Origin of the sequence: Pelagibacterium mangrovi, from assembly GCF_036662815.1 — a bacterium.
Classification (GTDB): Bacteria; Pseudomonadota; Alphaproteobacteria; order Rhizobiales; family Devosiaceae; genus Pelagibacterium; species Pelagibacterium mangrovi.
Genome location: NZ_JBAFXA010000016.1, coordinates 1 through 22,202 on the forward strand (window position 1 = coordinate 1; position 22,202 = coordinate 22,202).

A 22,202-nucleotide genomic window follows, 5' to 3' on the forward strand; every position below is an offset into this window, starting at 1 on the left:
CCGGAAATCCGTCGATGACCACCCTTCAGCTACACCACCAGTTGGGACACGACCGTTACGGCCTGGCGGTTGCGGTCGAAAACTGTCAATCCGCTCGCACTTGCGAGACAGTGGCTGATGGCGAACAAGAATAGCCTGACACCATGGGACCTGGCGGCGCGCGAGGATGATGAAGCTGGCTACTATTGCCGGGCACGACACGTAGTCTTCCTGAAAGCCGCTGGCTGGCGAGATCTCTGTGGTAACCTCAGCTCGGCACACATGCAGGCGGCCTTGAAGGAAGCTGAGGCCTTTCGGTACACGACTGCTCGCCCACCCCATGGCAAGCCTGAAAAATTTTACATCATTGATGCTGCTGCTCAGGGTGATGGAAGCAGCGAAGGTAACAATAGTAACAACCCCGGATAGGCGCCCTGTGTGCGCGGGCATCTCGAGGCGGTGTTACCATTGTTACCTCGTTACTCGTGGAGCCTCGGTAGGAAGGCCGGAAGCTGTCTACCGAGGAGGCGAAGGTGGCACAAAGACTTCATTGGAAAGCCTATCTCAATCTCGCTTGTGCCCCGCGCAGTCCCGTAGGCCTTCGCCTAAATGAAAACTGCCGCCCACACCTCGGCCGGAAAGCGCAAGGAACTGGCTGTTGAGAGCCACGGTCTTGGGGCCAAAACCCGCCCACATGAGAGGCGGTCGAAGTCTTCCTACTAGACGAACCGCTATCCAAAGGGTCACCCGCCCGCGATGGGCGGCACCCCTGCATAATCACGGTTCACCCGCCCACAAGCGGGGCGGTCGGTCCTCGCCTTCGCGGGGAGCACCAGCGTATCATCGCTAGCTGCACAAATGTGATGTCGCCTCCGATTCCTGTCAAGTCTCCGATTATCTTGGATTCTACTAAAACTGATTAGCAGGTAACGTCGTCGCGGGCAGAGTTCGCCTGATTTTTTGGAGTTGTCCCGGGAGGAGATGATGGTGGCGGGAACCGAGACTGTCCGGCTCGCCACATCCTCAGGTTCCTCCTTCGTTGGCGCCCACGCCGCCCGGCGAGCTTCTGATTGCGGGTGGCGTCTAGGCTACGCAGGCTACTGCTGGATCTTTCGGCGTGACTTGGACACGCCCGGTCGTCGGTCGATGAGCCGGCCTTTGCCATTGTGCGGGACGCTCCCGGAATTGCCGATCAGGTATACGCTCTCCACACCTGCCCATCCACCTCGTGATAAGCGTCAGTCATCGCGTGGTGCTGCGCGGCCTTACTAGAATGCTAGCTATCCGAAGCTAGCGGCTGCTAACGTCGGTTTGATCAAGGAAATTGGCGCCCGCAAATCTGGGCAGTTGGCAACATGTTGTCTCATCGAGAGGTCATGCGGAACGCTCCGCGAAGGGATACTACCCATGCTGCGTGTGGCCGCTCGCGACCGGCGGTTGCCACTCGTCTCGAGCAATGACCGCCTTGGGGCCGATTGCGGTCAGTCCGGTTCGGGCGCGAAACTTCGGCAAACTGACGTTCAGCAACCGATCCATTCCACAGCATCCCGAAGGCCGTCGTCTCTAGCTCGCCCAATCTTTCGCGCGGTCGGGCCGTCAGCGAACCGGCAGCTTTAGTCAGGGAGATCGACGATCGCGACTGTTTCTAGCGCAGCAGGAGCCGCACGAGGTATCAGTAGGCGGGCGTCATCTCGGCAGGTCCATGATCACCGGGGACACGCCGGCCCGCAGTTTGCCGCGCACGTCCGCAGCCCAACCCGGTAGGCGCTTTTTAAGCGGCACCCTACGACGGCCTATCCTCATTGAGCATGGTCGCCAGTTCCGAAAGCGGTTGCTGCAACGCCGGAAGCGGACGGGTGAGTTCTCCAAGCTTGTCGACGAAAAGCATCAAGGCACGCTGGAGGAAGTCGAAAAGGTCCGCGTCATTGGTCAGCGGACCGCGGCGCGTGCTGTGCAGCAAATAAAGGCGGCGCAACGGGACTGGATCGGTGATGCGCCGGATGTGGAGGATGCCGGCCTCGACCTCGTCGCGAACCGAGGCATACGGCATGACGCTTGCCACCCCGCCATCGGCCACCAAGCGCTTGAGCATGGCGATGGAAGACACCTCATAGCCGATGCGCATCGAAAGTTTGAGCTGATCGGCAAAGGCCTGCATGCGGCTGCGGATCACGTCGCGTTCGTTTGGCAGGACCAGCGGCATGTCGAGAATGCTGGTAAACGAGATCGGCCCAGGCTCGCTATCTTCCGCTGCTGCGCGCACATAGACAACTTCTTCCTCGAGCAGCGCAATGCGCCGGTAGCTGGAGCGCTCGGGGGCGTCGTAGGCCAGCGCCACGTCGACCTCGCCACGGCCCACCGCGTCGATCAGAACGCTCGACATCTCCTCGATGAGGCTGACATGGAGCCGGGGCAGCTCGGTCTGCGCATCGACAAGGACCCGATGACCCAAAAGCGCCGTCACCCCGTTGGTCAGGCCCAGGACCAAAGGCTCGCGCTCGTTGTCGGCCGCCTGCTTGATCTCCGAGCGCGCCTGGTCCACCAGATCCAGGATTTCGGCAGCGCGCTGGTAGAGTTGACGGCCGGCTGAAGTCGGAGAAACGCCTCTCGCGTGCCGGATGAATAGCGGCACCCCCAAATCCTGCTCGAGCTGGCGGATCTGCAATCCCAGTGCCGGCTGAGCGACCGCCAGCGCCTCGGAAGCCTTTGAAATGCTTCCGGTTTCGAACGTCTTGGCGAAATAGCGCAGTTGGCGAAGGTTAATTATGAGCTCCCGAACAGCTTGATGAGCTGCCCGGTAGGCGGCAGCGCCGGGGAAAATAGAGAGAGTTTCATCCCGGCGCAAGGCGAGCGGCCTGCGCCCTCTCGCCGCCGATCGCCATCAGGCCCTGTAGTTCATCACCTGGTATTCGAGCCTGTAAATCGCCGCGGTCTGCTCGCCCGATCCGCCATGTTCGCGCACCTTGCCTTCCAGCTCGTCCTCGAGCGCTTCAAGCGCTTCAAGCGTGGAGGCCTCGACCATGATCACCCTGTCGGGCAAAGAGATGGTACGGCCCCTTTGCAGCGACCGGTTGCCTGAGCTCAGTTCGCGGTCGCACACGACTAGATGCGCCCCGGTGATCCGGGGCCGGTCAACAAGCGCCGCGACCAATTCGGCCAACGCCGCATCGCCCTTGCCCGCCCCGTCAGCATAGCGCAGGGTGAGCAAATTGCCCCCGTCGCCATAGCCGGCCGATCCCGATATCCGACACACGCCACGCAAATTGTTGCGGAAGTTGGGAAGCACCTTGAGCGACCATTCGGTGGGATTGGCCAGGCGCTGGCGATAGATCTCGCTCACCAGAAGTTCGGGCTCTGCCGCTTCGTAGAGCGTGAAGAACTCCTCGCCCTTGCCCATCGAGATATAGCGCCGGCCGCGCAGAAAGCCGGGCACGCCCATGCGCTCCTGCATGTGCTCGCGCGGATGCCATTCGAAGAACTCGTCGCGCATTTCGGGAAGAATGTCGTTCCAGATCGCGACAATGCCTTTGCCGATCAGGGGCATGGGAACCTTTCCTTTTCTCTCTTAGGAGCGATGGCCCTGGAGCCTGCTCAAAATGTCGGGGTTGAGCGCCCCGAACGGAATTTCGCCCCTAAGTACCTGCGCGCACTGGGCCACCGTTTCCGCCGGATGCCGGGCTGCGGCCTCCAGAGTGAGGTTTCCGATATGAGGCGTAGCGCGCACGCGCGGATGGCCGCTGAGCAGGGCGGAGGGCGTCTGGTCCGGCCCCCACCCCACATCAAGCCCTGCACCAGCGATGTGCCCACTCTCGAGCGCGGCAAGCAGCGCTGGCTCGTCGATCACATCCCCGCGCGAGGCGTTGACGAGGAAAGCGCCGCGCTTGACTCTGCCAAGGGCGGTGGCGTCAAGAAGATTGCGCGTCTCGGGCGTCGCCGAAAGAATGGGCACGACGAAATCGGACCGGGCGAGCAAGGTATGGAGTGGGACGGCGACGGCCGGCTCGGTTGGGGTCACGAACGGATCGTGGGCAAGCACCTCCATGCCGATGGCGCTCAATATCCGCGCCAGGTGCTGGGCGATGCGGCCATAGCCGATCAGCCCGGCCGTCGCGCCCGAAAGCTCTCGCCCATGGCTTGGCGCCCGCACGCTGCCGGCCCGATAGGCTGCGACGTATTCGGGAACGTCGCGGGCCACATTGAGCATATGGGCCAGGATCAGCTCGGCCGTCGAGGCGACGTAGCCCGGATTGGTCCGCGTCACTACGATGCCGTGCCGGCTGGCCGCCTCGATGTCGACATGGCGTGTTTCGACCCCGCTACGCACGATAGCGAACAACTGCGGCAATGCCGCCATCTCGGCTTCCCCCACCGCCGTAGCGCGGTCGAGGACGATAACCCGACACCCTTGCGCCGCCGCGACCAGCGCCTCGCCCTCGAGCTCGGCATCGCCGAGATTGAGCCGCAATTCTCCCAGCGCCCGCAACCCGTCCATCGCCGCTTCGCCATACCACCAGGGGCGCGATCCGGCCGGATGGGTCAGAAGGATCGCCGGCCGCGTCACGATACGCTCTCCACGCTTTCGACCCTTGCGTGCTTGCGCCGCCGCAATGCGCCCCAGATGGTGAGCGCGAGGACCAGCACCGCAACGACCAGAAGCGTTGCGCTGATCGGGCGCTGAACGAAAACCGCCGGATCGCCGCCCGAGATCAGGAGCGCGCGCTTGAGGTACTGCTCCATCAGTGGGCCGAGGATGAAGCCGAGCAGCAATGGCGCCGCCTCGAAGCGGAACGTCGACATGAGATACCCGATGATGCCGAAAAGGATCATGATCCACACATCGAACGCGTTGTTGTTGACGCTGTAGACGCCGATGGCCATGAACATCAGGATGGCCGGCATCAGGATGCGGCGAGGGATGGTGAGGATGCGCACCCAAATGCCGATCAGCGGCAGGTTGAGGATCACCAGCATGATGTTGCCGATCCAAAAGCTCGCGACCAACCCCCAGAACAGCACCGGCTGGCTCTCGATGAGCCGCGGGCCAGGCTGGATGCCGTGGATAATCAACATCCCCAGAAGCAGCGCCATCACCGCATCGCCCGGAATCCCCAGCGTCAGCGTGGGAACGAACGAGGTCTGCGCCGCGGCGTTGTTGGCCGCCTCTGGAGAGGTAACGCCCTCGATGACCCCCGTCCCAAACTTCTCGGGGGTCTTTGAAACGCGCTTTTCCACTACATAGGCCATGAACGAGGCGATGTTGGTGCCCGTGCCTGGCAGGGCGCCGACCACCGAGCCCAGCGCCGTGCCACGTACGATGGGGGCCAGCGAGCGGCGGATGTCGCTCAGCTTGGGCAGCAGCGAGCGCAAACCGACCCGCTGGACGGCGCCCCCTGATTCCTTGCCCGCGATGGTGGCGATCACCTCCGAAACCCCGAACAGCCCCATCGAGAGCGCCACGAGGTTGATGCCATCGCTCAGCCCGAGCATGCCGAAGGTGTAGCGCAGTTCACCGGTCTGAACGTCGCTCCCCACCGATCCCAGCGCGATCCCCACCAACACCATGGCGATGCCCTTGATAGGGGACCCCGCCGCGAGCGTCGATGAGGCAACGAGCCCGAGCAGCATGAGCGAGAAATAATCGGCCGCCGCGAACGACATCCCGAAGCTCGCGAGGCTCTGAGCGAAAAGCGTGAGAACGAAAATGCCCACGGTGGCCCCGGCGAACGAAGCGATCGTGGTCATGGCTAGCGCCACCCCCGCCCGCCCCTGCTGGGACATGGGATAGCCGTCAAGGCAGGCCACCGCCGAGGACGGGGTGCCCGGCAGGTTGAGCAGAATGGCCGCCGTCGAGCCGCCATACTGCGTGCCGTAATAGATGCCTGCGAGCATGATCAGCGCCGTATCGGGCGGAACATAGAAGGTGAGCGGCATGAGCATCGAAATCGCGGCCAGCGACCCGATCCCGGGCAGAACACCCACGAATGTGCCAAGAAACACGCCAACGAAGCAGTAAAACAGGTTCATCGGCGACAGCGCCGCGCCGAACCCGATGGAAAGATTTGCAAGGATGTCCTGCATTTCACAGCCCCCAGCGCAAGGCGGGGATGTTCATCCCCAGGCCTCTCGAAAAAATCAGCCAGGCCAGGACGGCCAGAACGATCGCCGTCACCACCGATGTGACGGGACGGCGCTCGCGTTCGGTAAGGCCGACCAGCAGCACAAGCCCGATAATGGCCGGAAACATGCCAAAGCCCCGGATGAGTAGGCCAAAGACCAGCAGGGAAACGCTCACCAGACCCAAAACGCCCATCTGCCGGCGAAAGGCCGGGGCGTCGAACGGCTCGGTGTCGTGCGGCGGGCCTGATAGCCCCATAAGCATGACAATCGCCCCCAAAAGAGCGATTGCCACGCCCACGATGAGTGGGAACATCCCCGGCCCCATGTCGATGAAATCGCCGATCTGATACTGCAAGGCACCGATGGCGAATGCGATCCCGAATAGGACAAGGATGGCGCCCCCGCCCGCTTCGATCAGGCGCGAGCGGCTCATGGCCGCGCCTCCGTTTGCCCCGCAAGTGCGCCAACCGGACGCCGCAGCGGCCCGGCGACGCCATAAACATCTTCGAGAAGCCGCAAGGTGTTGATCTGGTCACGCGCTGAGGTCAGGAACGGCTTACCCGTCGCCAGCCCCTCGACGAAATGGGCGATCGCCCCGTCAAAGCAGCCCTGGCGCACCTTGTTTTCGTCGTACTCGATGGTCTCGTCCTCCTCGGGGCCATGCAGGCGCAACCTTGCGCCGTCGAGGGTGACGCTGGCGCGCGTCCCGGCGATTTCCAGCCTATTGGGCGCTCTGAAGGCGTGCCCCGCCGAGGTCATCACGCCTTCGACGACGACCGCGTGGCCGGCATCAGCCTCGAGCAGGATCGCGGCTGCGTCTTCCCCGATAATGCGGTCGCTGTAGCGTCCCAACCGGGCGGCGACCACCCGCAGCTCCCCGAACAGCGAGCGGACCGTGTCGAGTTCGTGGATCAGCGACTCGGCGACCAGCAGCCGCTCTTCCTTGGCCACGAAAGGTTGCCGGCTCAGCGCCGGCACCATCCCGTCGGGCCGCGGCAGCATGTTCGACCGCCAAAGCGCGATCCGCGCCTGGGTGATCGTTCCCAAGCGACCCTCAGCGATCCACATTCGGATCTGCTCGAAATACTCGCGATAACGCCAGTTCTCGTTGACCATCACGCGCACCCGATCGCCAATCTCGGCGACCAGCGCCTCGGCCTGCTCGAGCGTGGGGCAGAGCGGCTTCTCACACAGCGCGTGCAGCCCGTTCTCGGCCGCCAACCGGATCATGCCCGCATGGGTGTGGCGCGGGGTGACGATATCGACAGCGCCAAGGTCGGCCTCGGCCATCATCTTGGCAGGGTCGGTATAGACGGCGGTAATGGAAAACGCCTCGGCCTGAGCGGCTGCCCGGTCCTCGACCGGATCACAGACCGCAACGACATCGGCGCCCGGGCAGTTGGCCCAGGCAATCAGGTGGTCGCGGCTGATATGGCCGCAGCCTAAAAGTCCCACGCGGAGGTTTTTCTCGCTCACGTCAATAAGCCCGGAAGGGCCCTCCTATCGTTCGCCGCCACACCGGACGGTATGATCGTCAATCGGCGACATGCGCCGCGGACAAAAACTGCTCAAGATCGGACATGGCGGCCCGCGCCCGCTCGGCCGGGGGAAGGTGGCGGATGCTGGCGTCGGCCACCTCGTACTCCACCTCGAGGTCACTGGGCAGCACCGCCATCAACCCCGAGAGCGGCAACTCTCCCTGCCCCAGCCGCAGCCGGGCGGTTCGCGCCTCCTGCATCAATTCCTCATTGCCCGGCCGCGGTCCGCGAAGCTTCATCGCATCGCAGATCTGCCAAAATGCGAGCTCTTCGCGCGGCAATGCCGCAAGGTCCTCAAGGCTGTCTCCGGCCCGGTCGAGATGGAGTGCATCGATCAAGAGACGCGCAGTCTTTGCACCGCTATCGGCGATGAAGGCTCGCGCTGCGGCCAGGTCGGTGATGGTGCTGTAGGGCAGATATTCGAGCGCGATCCGCGCCCCTGCCCGCCTCGCCATTTCGTCATAGGCGGAAAACAGCTCGATCGCCTCCTCGCGGTCGGGCATGAAGCAGTTGACCACAAGCGTGTCCGAGCCCAGCTCCTTCACCGTATCGACGACCCGCCGCAGATGCTCTGTGGTCAGACCAGGATAGAACTGGAAAGCGGAGATGTTGGATATGACGACCCCGGCGTCGCGCGAAAGCCGCGCCAGCCGCACCGTCTCGGCTTGGTCGCCAATGATGTCAAGAAAGCTCGTATCGCCCACAAAACGGCCGCAGATGCGGATGCCCACGCCCCAGAACCCGGCGGCGGCCGCCGCTTCGATGTTTTCTGCCGGCGTGGCGCCGAGCGTGAGATGGGCAAGGGATTTGCGCATGATATGGCCTTTGTGTTGCAACGTCAGTCCGAGCTCGCCATGGGCATGACAACGCCCCAGCGCTCCGAGAGCCGGGCGAGATCGGCGGCCACTTCGTCCGGCAGGGGCACCCCTCGGGCATGCGCCGCCGCCTCGCGTTCAGCCGCGCTTTCGCCCGGTAGCACGATGGCCTCGACCCCGGGCCGGCGCGGCGTGCGATGGAGCGTTTCGCGCAACGCGTCCATACGGGCGTTGAATTCCGCCCGCCCGATGAACCGCTCGGGATCGATGGCGAGATGGAAGTGCCCGTTGCCCGTGGGCCTGTCGGTGGCGGTGAACCATTGCGACACCCCGCCCAGCATAGCTGCCCCCGCCAGTGCCCCGCCCAGGATTTCCCCGATCACGGCGAGACCGTACCCCTTGTGACCCAGCGCCAGCAGAGCACCCCCTTGCGGAAAGTCCTCAGGGCGGTTCGTGTCGTTGCCCGCCGCATCCACGATCCAGCCGGTAGGAACCGCCGAACCGGTCTTGGCTGCATGGCGGATCTTGCCGCCCGCCACGACGCTCATGGCGATGTCGAGCACCACCGGCGCGCCCGAACCGCCCGGTACGGCCCAGGCCAACGGATTGTTGCCGATGGCGTTTTTGCGCCCGCCCCAAGGCGCCATCCCGGGATGGCCGTTCGTCCAGGTCATGCCGATATGACCGGCCTCAAGCGCGATCATCGCCGAATGGGCGCAGGTGCCGATAAAGTCGCTGTTGCGCACGGTCACTGCCCCGATCCCGGCCTGGGCCGCTTTGGTGCTGGCCAACCGCATCGCGTATGTCGCCGCCACCGGGCCCAGCGCCGCATCGGCATCGACCACCGCCATCGCGGACGCCTCGGTCACGACCGCGATATCGGGCCTTGGATTGGCGCCGCCATCGACCAGGCGCGCCACCAGGAACGGCAGCCTGATCAGGCCATGGGAGGCCGTGCCCCGGCAATCGGCCTGGACCAGCGCATCGGAAACGATGCCGGCCGCGGCCGGCTCCATCCCCGCCGCGACGAGAATGGAGCGGCTAAAGCGGTTGAGTGCGGCAACGCCGTAGCGTTGCCAACCGATCGTGTTCATGCCGCGCTACCGTCCGGTCAGGCTCAGCCCGTCGCCATGCCGGACGCCTCGGCGATCTCGCCAAACAGCGCATAATCGGAGCGAATCCGTTCGGCGAACTCATCGGGCGTGCTGCCCACCGGACGCAACCCGCCGGTTTCGATGCGGCTGGCCATTTCCGGCTCATCGAGACTTGCCCGCGTGGCCTGGGCAAGCGTCTCGATGATTTCGGCAGGCGTTCCGGCCGGAGCGTGAAGTCCGAACCAATCCATGCACGAGGCGAGCGAATCCAGTCCCACCTCGGGCCCTGTCGGAACATCGGGAAGCGCTGCATTGCGCTCCTTACCCACGACCAGCAGCGGCTTGAGCTGGCCTTCCTCGATGTAAGGCGCGCTCAGATTGTAGGAATTGAGCGCGAACTGGACCTGGTTGTTCAAAAGATCTGGCATCAGAGCCGATCCGCCCTGGTAATGGACGCCACGTGATTCAATGCCGGCAGCATGGAGGAACGCTTCGGTAAACAGGTGCAGGTTGCCCCCCGCCCCGGACGTCCCGTAGAGCACTGTGCCCGATGTGGCGCCTTCGATGAGCTCGTCGACCGTATTGAACCCCGAACCGATGCTGGCGTTAAGAATGAAATCGCCCTCGGCGAGCAGCGAAATGTGAGCGAGATCGCTTACCGGATCGATGGTCAGATTGTCAGAGACGTGCGGAACGACGACAAGCTGGCCCACGGCGGAAAACAGCAGCGTCTGACCGTCAGGCTCGGCTTCGGCAACCGAGGTCATCCCGATCGCACCGGCCGCGCCGGTGCGGTTCTCCACGATAACCGGCTGGCCAAAGCGGGCGCTGAGGCTGTTGGCTAGAATGCGGGCCAGCGTGTCGGTGGTGCCGCCGGGCGAAAAGCCGCACACGATGGTGACGGGACCGGACGGCCAGCTCTGCGCGCGCAACGTTGCGGGGGCGGCAAGTCCGGCGGCAAGCGCCGAGGCGCCCCACATGAACTGGCGGCGATCGAGTTTGAAATCCATAAGCATCCTCCCTTGGCGGCTTTTCCGCCGTTTGTTCATGGTTGCTCTAGGCCGCGCCGGGCAAAAGGCACAACAACCGATTTGATCTGGCGGGGTAAACCGGCACGATCTAGCTCTCTATAAGCTGCTGGGATCACGACGATTATATCGTCCGATGCCCACTCCTGTCCCATTGCGCTTCCCACATCGCGGAAAATCGCTTTCGCAAAGATTCGCATCGGAGGGGGAATGTGCTCAATCAGTCACGACATGTGGCCAAAGGAGCGTAGCGACAATGCAGACCAACACAAATATCGACATCGACGATGCCCGCATCCTGATCGCGGGAGCCGTGGAAAAGGCAAACGAGATCGGCGTTCCCATGTGCATTGCGGTCTGCGATGGCGCGGGCAATCTGGTCGCCTTCGAGCGCATGACGGGCGGCAAGGTCACCAGCATCACTATAGCCATAGACAAGGCCTATACCGCCGCGGCGGCCAAAAAGGCGACCCATGACTACGCCGCGGCCAGCCAGCCCGGCAAGCCCGCCTTCGGCATCAATTCGGCGATCAACGGGCGGTTGATGGTGGTGGCCGGCGGGCTGCCGATCGTGGTGCGCGACGAAGTTGTCGGCAGCATCGGCATCAGTTCGGGCACGCCCGATGAAGACAGGCTGTGCGCCCAGGCGGGCCTGAATGCCTTCCTCAAGGCCATAGCCTGACGTCCTGCGCGCAATAACCGGACGGGCGGTCAGGCCCGCTCGGGTTGCCTGGCCCGCCTCGACGGGCGTCACGGTGAGTCATCGGCGAAAGAGCTGTTGTTGGGCCCAGGACTCTCGACTTCCTATCTAAGCCAAATGGCATGAACGACACCGGACGTTTAGGCCATGAATTGAAGCGGCACCTTGCGATCGCAAGGTCGAAAGGCGCACGATCTTGAATCCTCCCTTGCCGATTCGGGAAAAAGCGGATTGCCCAGACCTGCTTCTGCGTCAGGGGACGCTGGTTTTGGCTGCATTCTGGCACTCCATGCAGCCCGTCCTCGGTCTGCAGCATCATGTCGAGAATACCCCTTTCAGTTCTTTTTGGCCGTGATCGACCACAAGTGAAGCGGTCGAGGCTATTTGCGGTGGGGCCAAAAGCTGTCGGTCAGTTTCCGAGTAAGAATCTTAGAAAGCCGCCCTACAGCAGCCGACCCTCATTGCGGACGTTGACGTCGATTCCGCCTACGCAAAAAAGCGGACATTCGTTGCAGGCCACTTCCGTCATTGCGCCCAATCCGGTCAATCGTTGGCCGAATTCGCATCAACTGGTGGTGCTTTCATTTCACTTGTGGTTCGATAAAGTTGCGCAAGATTGGGGGGCGCAATGGCAGATAGGCATTTCCAAGTGGTGGTCGAGAAGGACCACATCAACAAACTCGCCAGTGCGAAGCCCATCCCCGCTGTTGCGGAGTTGGTGTGGAACGGTCTCGATGCGGACGCATCCCGCGTAAACGTAACGCTTGAACGCGGCCCGTTAGGGCTTGAGGCAGTCGTCGTCACCGACAACGGGCACGGCATTGCCCACCAAGAGGCCGAAGGGCTGTTCGGTAGGCTCGGCGGATCATGGAAGGCAAACGGGAATCGCTCCCGTAAGCGAGGGCGCATCCTTCACGGCAAGGAGGGCAAGGGGCGCTTCAAGGCGCTGGCTCTCGGCCGAGTTGCCGATTGGATCAGCGTCTACCGGGCGGAAGATGGGCGGGTCCTTCGGTTCACCATTACCATCATTCGCGACAACCTGACGGACGTGCGGGTGACGGAACCCGAGGAGGTAGGCAAGGGGGTTTCCACAGGCGTGGAGGTCCGGATCACGGAACTAGATCGGTCGTTCCGCTCATTGGAAGCGGACCAAGCCATCCAGCCGTTCTCCGAACTCTTCGCTCTCTACCTCACCGACTATAAGGACGTAGCCGTTTTCGTCGACGACGCGAAGCTGGACCCAGAGAACCTGATTCAGAGCCGGGCGGAGTTCGCACTGACGGAGGTGGCGCACGAGGGACGCACGTATGGCGTCAAACTGCACTTGATCGAGTGGAAGTCATCGGCAGAGCGATGGGTGTTTCTGTGTGGCGAAGAGGGTTTCCCCTTCCAGCGCCTAACTCCAACCTTCCACACGCCGGGGCATCAGTTCTCCGCCTACCTGAGGTCCGGACTCCTTGACGAGCTTCAAAGCACCGGCCAGATCGACTTAGCCGATTTCACCCCGGCTCTAAAGTCCGCCTATGATGAAGCTGCGGACCTCACCAAAGCCTACTTCAAGGACCGCGACGCGGAGCAGTCTCGCTCGGAAATCGAGAGGTGGAAGGAGCAGAACGTCTATCCTTACCGAGAACCGGCCGAGACAGTCGTTGAGATCGCCGAGCGGCAGGTGTTCGACATTCTCGCTCTCAACCTGAACAAGCAGCTTCCGACCTTCTCGGATCAGGATAGCCGCACCAAGTCATTTCAATTGAGGATGCTACGTCACGCTGTTGAGCGAGGACCTGAGGAACTTCAACACATCTTCACGGAAGTGTTACAGCTGCCTGTGAAAAAGCAACAGGAGTTGTCGCAGTTGCTCCGCGATGCGGACCTCGGCAATATTATCACCGCCTCGCGGTTGGTCGCTGATCGGATGAAGTTCCTCACGGGCCTAGAAGCGCTGATCTTCGACCCGGAGACTAAGCCGCATGTGAAGGAGCGGAGCCAGCTTCACCGAATCCTTGCCGAGGGCAACACATGGATATTTGGGGAAGAATTCAATCTCACGGTGGACGACCAGTCTCTGACTGAAGTCCTCCGCAAACACCAGCAACTGATCGGGGAAGAGGTCGTGATCGACGCCCCGGTGAAACGCGTCGATGGCAAGGTCGGGATTGTTGACCTGATGCTCTCGCGCTCAGTACCGACCAGTCGGTCCGACGAGCGGGAGCATCTGGTAGTCGAACTCAAGCGACCATCGAAAAAGATCGGCGGCCCCGAGATCATGCAGGCCAAAAACTACGCCTACACCGTGGCTAAGGACGAACGGTTCCGCCATATTAAAACCCGCTGGACGTTCTGGGTTGTTTCTAATGACCTCGATGACTTCGCCCAAACAGAGGCACGTCAAAAGAACAAGCCGCGTGGGCAAGTCGCCCAGACTGACGACGGCCTCGTTGAAGTGTGGGTCAAGTCATGGGCCGAACTTTTCGCTGAGAGCAAGGGCCGAATGAGGTTCGTGCAGGACCGATTGCAGGCTAGTGTGGACCGTGAAGATGCGCTCGCCTACCTCCGTAAAACGTACGCGAAGTACCTAAACCCTGACTTTGAGGAAATTGAGGTTGAGAGTGACCGAGCTCCCGAAGTTGAGGAGGCTCCGGCGTAGATTGAGCGAGCCGCCTCCGGTCCGGGCGGACTTCGGTTGGCAACTTTAACTCCCAACGTCCGCTTTCCCCATAGGCTTTCCAAAAGCCGCTAGTCAGCTTTCCACCCCAATATGGCCTTTGGCGGCGGCCAAAGCGGACTGGCAGGTTTCGGGAAATCAAAAATGCGGTCTGAACGGCGGGAATGAGGGCGCAATACCGCCGCGCCAGAGCGGCGAACTCCCTTCCGAAATCTCCAGTGTGACGCTTGTGCGGGGCCGGAAGCAGTCTGGCAGGGTGGGTGTGTACGCAACAAGCCAACTACCTTGGTCGCGTACCGGAAGGCCTAGTGCCTGCGCCGCTGCGTAGACAGCGGAGGTCTACTGCACACTCAGGCCAGTAATCATCGAGACGATCTCGTTCTTGTCGGTTTGTGCGGTCTTGCGGACGCCGATCTGCTTGCCACGACGCAACACGCAAATACGGTCGGAGAGGCGGAAGACCTGATCGAGGCTGTGGCTGATGATGAGCACGCCGATATTGCGCGCCTTCAGCCCCGCCACGATTTTTTCGACCTTTGCCGTTTCCGCGACACCGAGAGCGGCGGTGGGTTCATCGAGCAGGATGAGCTTTTTCGCCCAGCGCGTGGCGCGGGCAATGGCGATGCCCTGGCGCTGACCACCCGACAGGTCGCGGATGGTGGCATGGGGCGACGGGATGCGGACATCCAGTTCATCCACCAAGCGCTGGGTTTCGGAAATCATGGTCTTGCGATCGAGCTGGCCGAAGGGCCCTTTGGTGACTTCGCGGCCAAGGAACAGGTTCATATAGACCGACTGCTGGTCAGCCAAAGCAAGGTCCTGATAGACAACCTCGATACCATGCTCGCGCGCCTTGGTGGCGCTGGACATGGAAATGCTCTCGCCCTCGATGACGATTTCGCCAGAGGTCGGGGCATGAACGCCGGAGATGATCTTGATCAGCGTGGACTTGCCGGCGCCATTGTCGCCGACCAGCGCGACGATTTCGCCGGGCTCGATGGTGAGGCTGAAATCCTCGATGGCGACAACGCCACCGAAGCTCTTGCGGATATTGTTCAGGGCCAGGACTGGCTGGGTCATTGCGCGATCTCCTAGACCGGCCAGGCCGCGGTGCGGCCAAAACTGTCTTCAATGGTCTCGACCTTGGGCGTACCGATGGAAATACCGGATACGCCCACGACATATGCGCGGGTGACAAAGGCCTGGCCGCGGAAGCCGAACACTGCCGTATCGCCGGGGCGCGGGACAACGGGGCCGTCGGCGTCGATCATGGCGTAATAGTCGATAGCCGAAGGGGGCGGGATTTCGACTTCGCGCAAGCTGCTGGAGGCCGTCTTCGGCTCGCGCGAAACGATGGCTTGGACCGGGTAGTCGGGGAAAATCGGGTCGATATAGAAGCCGCCGCCGAGGCAATAGGCCTTGCCACCAGAGAGGTGCGAGACCTCTGTGAGATAGAGCACGGCGGGCAGTTCGGGCAGGTCTTCCATGACATGGAGGGCGGTGGTGCCATGAAGGCCATTGCCGGGCTCGCACTGGGTGGCGCCGGCTTCGGCCAGTCCTTGCAGCAGAACCGAGGACGTGGTGCCCGGGGCGTTGATCTCGACATTGCGGCGGCCGGCCTTATGGAGGGCCTCGGCAGCACGGGAGAGGGTCGCAAGGTTTGGTGTCGGCTTCACCTTGCGGGTGGCGTGATCAAAGAGCAGAGCGGGGAAAGTGGTGATGCCGGCAAAGCGTCCACCTTCAACCCGATCGAGACCGTCGGCGACGGCGACCACGTCCGAGGCCTCAAAGCCGCCTTCGTGGCCACTATAGAAGGTGTCGCCCTCGGCCTTGATGCGGGCGACAAGGTTCTGCTTGTAGCCGGCCTTGTGCGCCGCCTGCCCCGCTTCATGGGCTTTTTCCGCGTTGAAGACGGTCCAATAATCCGGGCGGAACGTTGCTGCAGCGGCATCGGCTTCGGCGCGGGCCACCTGCTGGAGGTGCCCCAGATGCCCCACCGGCATGCCGGCATTGTGGGTTGCGCGGGCGCAGGCCATGTCGACGGCGACGGATTTCTCAATGCCACCACGCTGCACGGCTTGGCAAAAACTCGAAGCGCGGCCGACCTGCTTGGTCATGGCAAAGATCTTGAGGCCGTTCTTGTCAGCCTCGGCCTTGAGGACGCGGGCATTGGCCTCCACGGCGTCGAGATCGAGCACATAGGCATTGGCCGGGATTTTTCCGGACTGGTGCAGGGCCATGGCCGCTTCGATAAAGGCCGGGTTGCGACGGCGGAGAACGTCGAGAAACATGATGCTTTCCTAGCGAGAGGTTTCGCGCAGCGAGACGGCAACGGCGACCAGGATGATGAGACCGCGCACGATCATCTGGTCGGAAACGGACAGGCCCATGAGGATAAGGCCATTGTTGAGCATGCCCATCATGAGCGAGCCCACCAGGGCGCCGATAATGGAGCCCTTGCCACCATTGAGCAGAGTGCCGCCGACGATGACTGCGGCAATGACGGTCATCAGATCAGTTTCGCCGAGTGTGTACTTGGCGGCCTGGAGACGGCCGGAATAGAGCAGCCCTGCAAGGCCGGCCATGGCGCCACTGATGAGGAACACGGAGAGGCGGACACGCGGCACCTTGATGCCAGTGACCATTGCGGCGCGGGCATTGTCGCCTGTTGCGAGAACATGCGCGCCGTACCTGGTCTGGCGGAAAACGAAGTGACCGATGACGACCGCAACCAGGGTCCAGATAACCAGAGAAGGGATGCCGAAAAGTGTGCCAGAACCGAAAATGCCGGTGAATGTCGGATCGGTAACCGGGATCGAACGGAGTTGCGTCAGGGAGCGTGCAACGCCTGCAAACAGGCCCATCGTGGCCAGGGTGACGAGGAAGGACGGCAGGCGCATATAGGCCACAAGTGCGCCATTGACGAGGCCGACCAAGAGGCCGGCACCGAGTCCGACGAGGACGCCAACGAGAAGTGCCGCCTGGGGGAATGCCGCCATGGCCATGGCCCCGGCCAGCGCGGAAACGGCGACGGTGGAGCCGATGGAAAGGTCGATCTCACCGGCAGACAGGGCAAAGACCAGACCGATTGCCATGATCGTCACGGGCGCGGTCTGCAGGATGATGTTGACGAGGTTTCGCTGGGTGAGGAAGCCGCTGTCACGGAGCACCACGGCGAAGAACAGGAAGATGGCGAGGAAGCCGATATAGACGACGTATTGCTGGAGGTTGATCCGCGCGAGGGCGGAGCGGAGCGGGCCGGCTTCGGAGGCGGCTGGGCTTTGTACGGACATGGCGAGCTTCCCTGGCCTTGCGTGAAGGGGGCGGGGATGAACCCCGCCCAGCAATGTGCGGGCTATTGTGCAGCAAGCACCGACTCGGGGGCGTCACGATGCAGCGATTGCTGCCAGCCCTCGGCGACGTTGTCCTTGGTGACGATTAGTGCATCGACGACCAGGAACGGATCGACGGCTTCGCCCAGGAGCGAGGCTGCACCGGCACGCGCCGCGTAGACGCCAATATTGTAGGCTTCGTCGGCTATGAGCGCGGCAACGCTGCCACCCTGGACCATGTCGAGACCCGCAGGCTCGTTGAGGTCGATGGTGATGATCTTGACATCGGTGCGACCCTGCTGGCGCAGAACCGAGAGCACACCGGCGGCGGGCTCGGCCCACGGCACATAGAGACCGGTGATTTCCGGATGCTGAAGCAGCATGGCGGTTGCGATATCCTCGATGCGGGCGGGGTCGGCCATGCCGGCTTCCGCCACGATCTCAATGCCCGGATGCTCGTTCTCGATCAGATACTTGAAGGCGGAGTCGCGCAGATTGGTGACGTGGAATTCGGCGTCGTGGAAGATGTAGCCGATCTTGCCTTCACCGTTGAGCGCGGTCGCCATGGCTTCGGACGTCTGTTCGCCAATACCGACAAGGTCTGCCGAGACGGTCGTGACATAGTCCTGGCCATGGACGAAGCCTGCAGCCGCGTTGTCGATGAAGACGATTTTGGCTCCGCCTTCGATGGCAGCGGCATAGGTGCTGGCGCCCGCTGCCGGATCTACCGGCAGCGAGATCAGGATTGAGGGCGACAGCGCCATCGTGGTTTCGACGTTGGACTGCTGGCGTGCCGAGTCGAAGCCCGCCGTTGTTTCGGCAACGACGTCGATGCCGAGACGGGCGAATTCGTCTTTGGCGCCCTGGGCGACGGCCCCGGACCAGTCATAGAGCTCGTGCCAGGCGAAGGCCGCGGTGTAGTCACCGGCCTGCAGCTGGGCCACCTGCTCGTCGGTGAGTTCGAGTTCGGCCACGGGGGTTGCGGCTTCGCCGTTGGGGCCGACAGTGATCGGCGCCTGGGCATGGACCGGACCTGCTGCGAGCGCGATGGCGAGAGCCGAGGTCAGGATGACTGACGGTTTCATTGGCGTCACTCCTTTCCTTGCATTACTGGCCAAGCACGCTGGCGGGAGCGTCGCGGTGCAGCGATTGCTGCCAGCCCTCGGCAACGTTATCGGCGGTGACGGTCAGGGCCGGGGCCACTACGAAGGCCGGGGGCTCTTCGCCGAGCAGTGCCTTGAGCCCGACGGCGGCCATGGCGCGACCCAGTTCGTAGGCTTCGTCGGCGACGATGCCGGCGACATTGCCGCCACGAACCATATCAAGCGCGATCGGTTCGGAGAGGTCGAGGGTCACGATCTTGGTCGTGGTATTGCCGGCGCTGCGCAGGGCAGCGAGGACACCATCGGCCGGTTCGGCCCAGGTGACATAGATGCCATCGAGGTCAGGGTTCTGCAGCAACATGGCGCTGGCCAGTTCCTCGGCGCGGGCCGGGTCGGAAATGCCCTGCTCGGCGACAATGGAGATGCCGGGATAGTCGTTCTCGATGGTAGTCTTGAAGGCCTGGTCGCGCTGGTTGGTCACGTAGTAGCTGGCGTCGTGGAAGATGTAGCCCACTTCGCCTTCGCCGCCGATCGATGCAGCGAGTGTGTCCGCCGCCTGCTTGCCCATCTGGAACAGATCGTCGGTGACGATCGCAGCATAGTCGGTGCCGTGGATGTAGTCGGCGGGCAGATTGGAGAGGAAGACCAATTCGACGCCTGCGGCGGTGGCTTCCTTGAAGGCGGCCGCAGAGGTGACCGGATCGAGCGGCAGCGAGAGGATGACATTGGGGCCGGCCGAGAGGGCCGTTTCGATATCGGAACGCTGCTTGGCAGCGTCGAAGCCGGCATCAGTGGTGACCACGACTTCAACACCAGCGCGGGCAAATTCGTCGCTGGCGCCGGCGGAAACGGCGTTGATGAAATCGGACGACGTATGCCAGAGCAGAGCGGCCTTGTAGCCTTGGCCGGTCAGCGCGGCGACGTTTTCATCGGTGAGTACGATCTCTGACGAGGGCGTGGCGCTTTCGCCATTGGGGCCGACGGTCTGGGCATAGCCGGCGACCGGATTGAGCAGCGTGGCAGCCAGGAGGGCCGCCGCAAATTTGGTAGTGGTCTTCATGTTCAGTCTCCCTTGAACGAAAATTCCCTAGTTGTTGTCTTCCATGCCGCAGAAGCGGGCGATGAAACCGGCGAAGGCAACGACACCGGCGAGGTATTCCTCGACGCTGACGCGTTCCTCAAAAGTGTGGCAGTTGCGGATGTCACCCGGCGCGCAATAGACGGCGGGAATACCCAATCCATTCACGAAGAACGGACTTTCTGACCAGAAAGGCGCCCCTTCAACGCCTCCCCGTCCGGCCATGGCCTGACCAACGCTGTCCTGCAGAAGGGCCAGCGCGGGGTGGGTCAGGTCGATCTCGGCGGCGGTACCGCCCAGAGCATGATCGCGTCCCGCCGGATAGGCGATGTCGACCTTGATTTCGGGGTCGGCTACTGCGCCCCGGATGACGGCCTCAAGTTCGGCAGCGGCCGTGTCCAGGGTTTCCCCCGGCAGCAGTTTGCGGATGAGCGAGAGCGTGCAGCGCTCGGGCACGGCGATGAAGCCGCCGCCCTGGAGCGTGGTGATGAGCAGGAAGCCCCGGCCTACCAGGGGATGTTCCGCACGCGCCGAAATGGCTTCGGAATGGGCCCAGAGGGCGCTCATGACCGCATGACTGGCCTTGAGCGCGTCACGCCCCAGTTCCGGAACGCCGAAGTAAGCGGATTTGCCCGTGATGATGATGTCGGCAATGAAGAAGCCGATCTGCGCGGGATAGACAGCAAGCTGGGTGGGCTCGGTGTAGACGACGAAATCGGGATGCGGGAGTTCGCCCGAAGCGATGCGCGCCACATGAGCCTTGACGCCCGCCGAGACACCGCTGCCCGGTTCGCCGCTTTCCTCGTCGCCGACAAAGGCGAAATCGACGTCGCCCTTGAGCTTGATGCCGGCGCGGTCCAGCAGGGTCAGGGCGGCAAGGCTGGAACAGATGCCGGCCTTGAGGTCGCCGGCGCCGCGACCCCAGATTTCGCCATCGATGATCGGCGCGCCGAACGGGTTTTCCCTGATGTCGCCGGCCCAGTGCTGCTCCCAGCCTTCAACATGGACGGTGTCGGTATGACCGATGAAGAGAAGCCGCTTGCCGGTGCCGGAGCCTGAACGTTTGCCGCGGATATTGGGACGGCCGGGCTCGAACTCCGTAACGTCGATGTCCTCAAGGCCGCGCGACTGCATCTGGCCCTGCAGATAGTCGACCATGCTGGCTTCGTTGCCGGTCACACTGTTGCGACCGATAGCGCCGCGCAGCAGATCGATGGCGTCGTTGCGGTCCAGGGATGCCAGGAGGCGGTTGTGGAGGTCCTGGCTCATCGCAGCAATTCCCGCATCGAGACGGCGTTTGCAGGTGGCAGGGATATGCGCGATTCTGGCGTATCGGTGCCGAAGAGCGTGTTGTGCAGGTGGCTGAGGCCAATGGCGGCGGCGCCGACCAAAGCTGCGTGATTGCCGAGCACGCTGGACTCGATCTCAACCGGATAGGGGAAGCAGAGCGGCAGGACCTGGCGGACTTTCTCCACCAGTTCGGGCCGCGAGCCGATGGAGCCGCCGAGGATGACCTTCTGCGGATTGGCAATGGCGGCGATGGCGCCAATTCCGCGGGCCAGGAGGCGGGCAGTCGCGTCGAGGACGGCTATGGCGGCGGTGTCGCCCGCATTGGCCTTTTCGAAGATTGCGGGGACGGTGGCGTCGTGACCGACCGCATCGCGGTAGCGTGCGACGATGCCATAGGACCCGACAACGCGCTCAAAGGCCCCTGCCCGCAAGGATTCCGGCTCGAACGGATCGGCGCCGAAGGGGAGGAAGCCGAGTTCACCGGCGGCATTGGTGGCGCCGCGCACCAGTTGACCATTGAGCATCAGCCCGCTGCCGACGCCGGTTCCCAGGGCGATGAAGGCGAGGTTGTCGATGCCCTGCCCGACGCCCAGCCAGCTTTCGCCGAGGACGGCGAGGTTGACGTCGTTTTCGATCATGGCTTCGAAACCGAGTACGGCTTCGAGCGCGCCGGCCACGTCCATCTCCTCGAAGCCGGCAATATTGGGGGCCAGGAGCACGCGCCCGGTATCAGGCTGCGGGGCGCCGGGGGAGCCGACCACCGCAATCCTGAGCTTTTCGCGCGGCACACCACCCTGGTCCGCCGCCGCCCAGCAGAGCGAGGCAATCTGATCGACGACGGCCTTGCCGCCATCAGGATGGGTCGGCTCGGTCACCTCCGCCAGCACATGGCTCGACAGGTCACAAACAGCGACGCGCACCTTGGTGCCACCAAGATCGACGGCCGCGATATAGGCGGCGGTGGGAACGAGCTCATAGGTAACCGCAGTGCGACCAACATGGCCGCTGGTCCGGCCAGTCTCCTGCACCCAACCCTCGTCCTCGAGCTGGCGCATGATCTCGGAAATCGTCTGCTTGGACAGGCCAGTCTGCTTTGCCAAGGAGGCGCGCGAGACCGAACCTCCCTGCACGATCGCCTCCATTACCGAGCGAAGGGAAAATTGCCGCGAGATACGAATGGCCTGACTCACATCGACGCCTTAATTAGTTCGGTGACTGACCGAACTATTGAATGTATCGTACGTGAAGTCAAGGATACGCGTGACCTGACGCTCCGGCCGAGGCTGCACCTTTAAGCGGTAGGTTTCACGTAAAGTCTTATATCTGCTTTGGGATCCGCCGGCGGAATCCATCTCCGTTCCTGGATCGTGCCCCGTAGCGTGGTGTAACTGAGGCAGGGCCTCCGCGTTTTTCCGGCTTGGCCGGGCTGGTCAGCGTGCGGGGACTGCCGGCAAGCTGACGAG

At 62.9% G+C, this 22,202-nt stretch carries 19 protein-coding genes; 3 read left to right on the plus strand and 16 right to left on the minus strand.

What is annotated here, in order from left to right:
• Positions 1-117 precede the first annotated feature (117 nt).
• Entirely contained in the window at positions 118-408 is a 291-nt protein-coding gene (locus V4T21_RS18770) for a hypothetical protein (RefSeq protein WP_332719801.1), read from the plus strand.
• 1,354 nt (positions 409-1,762) lie between these two features.
• Here V4T21_RS18770 and V4T21_RS18775 read toward each other — a convergent pair.
• Genes V4T21_RS18775 through V4T21_RS18815 form a run of 9 tightly spaced genes read right to left on the minus strand, consistent with a single transcriptional unit; the run spans position 1,763 to position 10,553 of the window.
• Complete coding sequence (locus V4T21_RS18775) at positions 1,763-2,824, minus strand: LysR family transcriptional regulator (protein WP_309163081.1); 1,062 nt, start codon at positions 2,822-2,824, stop codon at positions 1,763-1,765.
• Between the two features lie 36 nt (positions 2,825-2,860).
• Positions 2,861-3,523 carry a hypothetical protein gene (locus V4T21_RS18780; protein WP_309163080.1) on the minus strand — a complete coding sequence of 221 codons (663 nt, stop codon included), beginning with the start codon at positions 3,521-3,523 and terminating at the stop codon, positions 2,861-2,863.
• A gap of 21 nt (positions 3,524-3,544) precedes the next feature.
• The gene (locus V4T21_RS18785; RefSeq protein ID WP_309163079.1) at positions 3,545-4,540 is read right to left on the minus strand and encodes an NAD(P)-dependent oxidoreductase; all 996 of its coding nucleotides are present in this window, start codon (positions 4,538-4,540) and stop codon (positions 3,545-3,547) included.
• On the minus strand, positions 4,537-6,057 hold the full coding sequence (locus V4T21_RS18790; protein ID WP_332719812.1) for a tripartite tricarboxylate transporter permease: 1,521 nt from the start codon (positions 6,055-6,057) through the stop codon (positions 4,537-4,539). The genes V4T21_RS18785 and V4T21_RS18790 overlap by 4 nt, the downstream gene beginning before the upstream one ends.
• Position 6,058: 1 nt before the next feature.
• Positions 6,059-6,529 (minus strand): tripartite tricarboxylate transporter TctB family protein, encoded by a 471-nt coding sequence (locus V4T21_RS18795; protein ID WP_332719814.1) that lies wholly within the window; start codon positions 6,527-6,529, stop codon positions 6,059-6,061.
• Positions 6,526-7,572 carry a Gfo/Idh/MocA family protein gene (locus V4T21_RS18800; protein ID WP_332719816.1) on the minus strand — a complete coding sequence of 349 codons (1,047 nt, stop codon included), beginning with the start codon at positions 7,570-7,572 and terminating at the stop codon, positions 6,526-6,528. Before V4T21_RS18800 ends, V4T21_RS18795 begins: the two co-directional genes overlap by 4 nt.
• Before the next feature lie 58 nt (positions 7,573-7,630).
• The gene (locus tag V4T21_RS18805) at positions 7,631-8,449 is read right to left on the minus strand and encodes a TIM barrel protein (protein ID WP_309163074.1); all 819 of its coding nucleotides are present in this window, start codon (positions 8,447-8,449) and stop codon (positions 7,631-7,633) included.
• A 23-nt stretch (positions 8,450-8,472) separates the two neighbouring features.
• Positions 8,473-9,543, minus strand: coding sequence for an Ldh family oxidoreductase (locus tag V4T21_RS18810; RefSeq protein WP_332719819.1), 1,071 nt, complete (start codon positions 9,541-9,543; stop codon positions 8,473-8,475).
• 23 nt (positions 9,544-9,566) lie between these two features.
• Positions 9,567-10,553, minus strand: a complete 987-nt coding sequence (locus tag V4T21_RS18815) for a Bug family tripartite tricarboxylate transporter substrate binding protein (protein WP_332719820.1) — start codon at positions 10,551-10,553, stop codon at positions 9,567-9,569.
• A gap of 274 nt (positions 10,554-10,827) precedes the next feature.
• Between V4T21_RS18815 and V4T21_RS18820 the strand changes: the two genes are divergently transcribed.
• Together V4T21_RS18820 and V4T21_RS18825 are read left to right on the plus strand one after the other, a co-directional pair.
• Entirely contained in the window at positions 10,828-11,253 is a 426-nt protein-coding gene (locus V4T21_RS18820; RefSeq protein ID WP_309163071.1) for a GlcG/HbpS family heme-binding protein, read from the plus strand.
• 646 nt (positions 11,254-11,899) lie between these two features.
• A complete protein-coding gene (locus V4T21_RS18825; RefSeq protein ID WP_332719821.1) occupies positions 11,900-13,918 on the plus strand; it encodes an ATP-binding protein in 2,019 nt (672 codons plus the stop codon).
• A gap of 357 nt (positions 13,919-14,275) precedes the next feature.
• On the opposite strand, the gene V4T21_RS18830 is transcribed toward V4T21_RS18825, so the two are convergent.
• From V4T21_RS18830 to V4T21_RS18860, 7 genes are all read right to left on the minus strand, one after another.
• Positions 14,276-15,016, minus strand: a complete 741-nt coding sequence (locus V4T21_RS18830; RefSeq protein ID WP_332719823.1) for an ATP-binding cassette domain-containing protein — start codon at positions 15,014-15,016, stop codon at positions 14,276-14,278.
• 11 nt (positions 15,017-15,027) lie between these two features.
• Positions 15,028-16,227 (minus strand): alanine racemase, encoded by a 1,200-nt coding sequence (locus tag V4T21_RS18835; protein WP_332719825.1) that lies wholly within the window; start codon positions 16,225-16,227, stop codon positions 15,028-15,030.
• A gap of 9 nt (positions 16,228-16,236) precedes the next feature.
• Positions 16,237-17,229: an ABC transporter permease gene (locus tag V4T21_RS18840; protein WP_332719828.1), complete on the minus strand. Its 993-nt coding sequence runs from the start codon at positions 17,227-17,229 to the stop codon at positions 16,237-16,239.
• A 62-nt stretch (positions 17,230-17,291) separates the two neighbouring features.
• Positions 17,292-18,353, minus strand: a complete 1,062-nt coding sequence (locus V4T21_RS18845) for a substrate-binding domain-containing protein (protein WP_332719830.1) — start codon at positions 18,351-18,353, stop codon at positions 17,292-17,294.
• 22 nt (positions 18,354-18,375) lie between these two features.
• A complete protein-coding gene (locus V4T21_RS18850; RefSeq protein ID WP_332719832.1) occupies positions 18,376-19,431 on the minus strand; it encodes a substrate-binding domain-containing protein in 1,056 nt (351 codons plus the stop codon).
• 27 nt (positions 19,432-19,458) lie between these two features.
• Positions 19,459-20,718 carry a M20 family metallopeptidase gene (locus tag V4T21_RS18855; RefSeq protein WP_332719834.1) on the minus strand — a complete coding sequence of 420 codons (1,260 nt, stop codon included), beginning with the start codon at positions 20,716-20,718 and terminating at the stop codon, positions 19,459-19,461.
• Positions 20,715-21,929, minus strand: a complete 1,215-nt coding sequence (locus tag V4T21_RS18860; protein ID WP_332719836.1) for an ROK family transcriptional regulator — start codon at positions 21,927-21,929, stop codon at positions 20,715-20,717. Before V4T21_RS18860 ends, V4T21_RS18855 begins: the two co-directional genes overlap by 4 nt.
• Between the last annotated feature and the right edge of the window lie 273 nt (positions 21,930-22,202).